1 protein-coding gene is annotated in these 1,940 nt (G+C 60.3%); it reads right to left on the bottom strand.

Annotated elements, in window-relative coordinates; all coding sequences use genetic code 11:
* A partial coding sequence (locus A6M56_RS03855; RefSeq protein ID WP_286757794.1) for an SNF2-related protein occupies positions 1 to 1,940 on the bottom strand: 1,940 nt, incomplete at both ends.

Here is a 1,940-nt window from a genome sequence, read left to right as displayed (position 1 = left end):
CTCGTTGATGCTGAGTCGGCGCATCCGGCCAATTCCGTCCGGGTGAGATCCATCAGCATTCGCTCGAAGCGGTTACGCGCACTTCGGCTGTCCTCGGCGCGGACGCGGAGCTTGTCTTGCACTTCTTCGTCGAAGTTCTCCAGCAGGATCTGACGCGTCTTGATCATCGCCTCGTTGATTTCGCTGGAGAGGTCGAGCTGTAGTTGTTCGAAGCTGGCCTTGATTTCGTCCGGATTCCGGCAGTTCTGGTAGATGTCGGCGATGCGGCGCTCGAAGTCCACGCCGGAGCCAATGGCGCCCAGCACTTCGTCACTGGCACCGAACACGCCCTCGAAAAGCTGGAACTTCTGAGCTAGCAGTTCGTACACACGGGCATCGGCCTCGTTGCTGCGATCCACGAAATTGACCACCACCACGTCGTGCTTTTGGCCATAGCGGTGGCAGCGCCCGATGCGCTGTTCGATGCGCTGCGGGTTCCACGGCAGGTCGTAGTTGATGACCAGTGAGCAGAACTGCAGATTGATGCCTTCTGCGCCCGCTTCGGTCGCAATCATGACCGTACCGCGTTCCTTGAAATGCTCAACCAGGGCTGCACGTGTGTCGGCGGTCTTGGAGCCGGTAATGCGGTCGGTTCCCTCGTGGCGTTTGAGCCAGTCCTTGTAAATGGCCTGCGCGCGGGCGTCGCTGTTGGTGCCATTGAACCGCACGATGCCATCGCCGTAGGGCGTGTCTGCAAGCAGGCTCAGGAGGTAATCCTGCGTGCGTCTGGATTCGGTGAAGATGATGGCCTTCTTAGCTGCGCCCAACCGATCCAGCTCGGCAAAGGCTTTGTCCAGAGCCGTGAGCAGCGCTTTGCCCTTGGCGTTTTCTCGGATGCTGGTGGCCAAGTTTTTGAAATGGCGCAGCTCCTCGATTTCATTGGCAATCGCGGTACGCTCTTCCTGGCTGAGTCCGGTCGCATCCTGCGCTGAGTCGTCCTCGCCTTCGACAAACTCCTCGGCGGTTTCATCCAGCGCTTCGTAGTCTTCGTCCAGTTCGTCCGCAAGGTCCACCACTGGCGATGCGTCGAGCACACCTTGCAGGCGCTTGGCCATCGTTTCCAGCGCGCCCGCGATGGCGTGCGTGCTGGACGCCAACAACTTCCACAGGACGAGCGAAATCAGCTGACGTTGGCTTTGCGGCAGCGCCTGCAGGTTGGGGCGGCGCAGGTATTCGGCAACGAGGCGGGAGAGCTCTTGTTCCTCGCTCGACGGGGTGAACTCCTGCACGATGGCGCGGCGCGCCGTGTAGGAGACATAGGGCTGCACCTGCTTGCGCAGAGTACGTTTGCACACGGTGGAGAGTCGTTCGCGCAAAGCACCGAAGGCTTGATCGCGGCCACTGGCAGTGAACTGTGCGCGGAAGCTGTCAAGGTCGCCAAAAACACGGTCGTCGATGAGGCTGACGAGTCCGTAGAGTTCCAGCAGCGAGTTCTGCAAGGGCGTGGCCGTGAGCAGCACCTTGGAGTGGACGTGCTCCATCGCCTCCTTGAGCGTTTTGGCGATGACGTTGCCGGTCTTGTAGACGTTGCGCAGGCGGTGGGCTTCGTCAAGCACGACCAAGTCCCACGCGATTTCCTTGATGTCTTTGGCCTTAGCCTTGGCGAACTGGTAGGAGCAGATGATCGGGCCGGAGGGCATCAAGAACGGGTTTTGCCGCTCCTGCTTGGCGATGCGGTTGTAGCTTTTGGCTTCGAGGATCAATCCCTCCAGGCTGAACTTGTCCTGCAGTTCCTGATGCCACTGTTTGCGCAGATTGGCCGGGACGATGATGAGAATCTTGCGCCGCCGCTCTGCCCAGCGTTGCGAAATGACCAAGCCCGCCTCGATGGTCTTGCCGAGACCCACTTCGTCGGCAAGGATGACGCCTCGCGAAAGAGGATTGCGGCAGGCGAAGAGAGC

Source organism: Ralstonia sp. RL, assembly GCF_001683835.1.
Lineage (GTDB): Bacteria > Pseudomonadota > Gammaproteobacteria > Burkholderiales > Burkholderiaceae > Ralstonia > Ralstonia mannitolilytica.
This window is presented reverse-complemented; position numbering and strand designations above follow the sequence as displayed.